Source organism: Streptomyces sp. SID3212, assembly GCF_009865405.1.
Taxonomy (GTDB): domain Bacteria; phylum Actinomycetota; class Actinomycetes; order Streptomycetales; family Streptomycetaceae; genus Streptomyces.
The window spans coordinates 1-2,013 of the sequence record NZ_WWJY01001189.1 but is presented as its reverse complement, the minus strand read 5'-3'; the positions used below and the strand labels follow the sequence as shown (position 1 = coordinate 2,013).

The following is a 2,013-nucleotide window of genomic DNA, read 5'->3' as shown; positions in this document are numbered from 1 at the left end:
GTACGGGGTGGGTCCTCCGCCTTGCGATCGCACGCACCAGACACCGCGAGCCCCGCCCTCCGGGCCGACGACCCCACTTCGCGGACACCCCCTAGGACTTCAGCGGGGAGGCCTCCGGGACGGCGTGCGGGGGTACGGCCCCCGGCCGCCGCCGCGCCATCTCGTCCACCGGCGCGTGGTGGTCCGGCGGAGTCGTACGCAACGGCAGGGCGACCAGCAGTGCGAGGGTGATCCAGACGTAGGTGTTGGAGCCGACGAAGGCGTCCGGGCCGGTCGCGCCGTCGCGCCACAGCCAGACGACACTGCTGCACAGCAGCACGTACACCACCGCGCACACGGTCAGCAGTCCGCTGTTGCGCCGGCCCCCGGAATCCCGGCGCAGGGCGGTGTCGGCCAGGACGACGAGGGCGGGGACGACCCAGACCAGATGGTGCACCCAGGTCACCGGGCTGACCAGGCAGGCGGCCAGTCCGGTCAGCGCGAACCCGGCCCGGTCGTCCCCGGCCCCGACGGCCGCGCGGGCGCGGTACGCCCAGACTGCGAGGACGGCGGCCACACACGCCAGCCACACCGTGTGACCGGTGTCCTCGGGGCGGAGGCGGGACAGGACCCCCTGGACCGACTGGTTGGAGACGTAGCCGAGTTCGCCCACGCGTCCGGTGTCCCACAGCGCCCGCGTCCAGAAGTCCCTGGAGGCCCCGGGGTCGAGGACGGCGGCGAACAGGGTGGCCGTGGCCGCCGTCCCGGCCGCGACGCCTGCCTGCCTGCGGCGGCCGGTGATCAGGAGGTAGCCGATGAAGAGCGCGGGGGTGAGCTTGATCGCGGTCGCGAGGCCGATGCCGATCCCCGCGTACCGCCCCCGGCCGGTGGCCAGCAGCCGGGCGTCGGCGAGGACCAGCGCGACGAGCAGGAGGTTCACCTGGCCGAAGGTGAAGGTGTCGCGGACCGGTTCGAACAAACCGAAGAGGCACCCGATCACCACCCACGCGAACCAGCCGCGCCGGCCTTCGCGGCGGACGACCGGACCCACCAGCCAGTTCAGCACCAGCGCGGACGCCACGACGCTGAGGACCAGGCTGATGGCCACGGCCACCGGCCAGGAGACCAGTGCCATCGGCAGCATGGACACGGCCGCGAAGGGCGGGTACGTGAAGCCGTACGACGTACCGGGGCTGAGGTAGTCGTAGATCCGGCCGCCGTGGTGGACCCACTCCCCCACCGCGCCGTAGTACACACCGACGTCGAAGAAGTCACGGAACAGCGGGACGGTCGCCAGGAATGCGGCGGTGGCGACGACCAGGCACACCGCGACGGCGGCCCGCCCGCCGGGCCGCGCCATGACCAGGCGCGGCCACCTCACGACGCGGCCCGGGTACGGGCGGGCAGCACGGCGGGCTCCGACATCAGGAACATCCACCACAGCGTGACGAGGGCGAGGGCGCCGCCCGCGACCGCGAACGTCAACTGGGCGCCGTCCGGCGGGGATCCGCTGGGCAGCATGCCGAGCGCGAGGATCCCACTGCCGACGGAGGCCCACCGGCGTACGCGTCCGTCGGGCGCCGCCGCCGCGATCAGGAACAGCCCCCACAGCGCGTACCACGGCCGGAACGCCGGACCCAGCACGAAGACCGCCAGCAGGCTCAGCGCGAGCGCGTACACCGGTCCGAGCCGTACGCGGTGCGCGCGGCGCAGCCACAGCCAGGCCACGGTCAGCACGGTGACCACCAGGCCGAGCCGCCGCCACGCCGGGACCGCGAGGTCGCCGAGGCCGCTGCCCACGCTGTCCAGCAGCGCCCCGCTGAGCCGTCCGAGTCCGCTGGTCAGGGACCAGTTGTCGGCGGAGACGGGGGTGGAGAGCGCGCCGAGCCAGCCGTATCCCGTCCCGGCCACGGCCGTCATGACCACGGTGGTGGCCAGGGCCACGGCGCAGGTCAGCGCGGCGGCTCTGGCGGTACGGCCCCGGCCGTCGAGCAGGCCGGCCCAGAGGACGGCGACCGCCAGGAGGCCGAGCGC

The 2,013-nt window shown here is 74.3% G+C and carries 1 protein-coding gene and 1 pseudogene; both read right to left on the bottom strand.

Translation table 11 applies throughout. From position 1 onward, the window contains the following. Positions 1-91 precede the first annotated feature (91 nt). Complete coding sequence (locus GT042_RS35565) at positions 92-1,339, bottom strand: glycosyltransferase 87 family protein (protein WP_161312811.1); 1,248 nt, start codon at positions 1,337-1,339, stop codon at positions 92-94. A gap of 17 nt (positions 1,340-1,356) precedes the next feature. Further along, a pseudogene (locus GT042_RS35560) lies at positions 1,357-2,013 on the bottom strand (DUF2029 domain-containing protein); the annotation flags it as partial.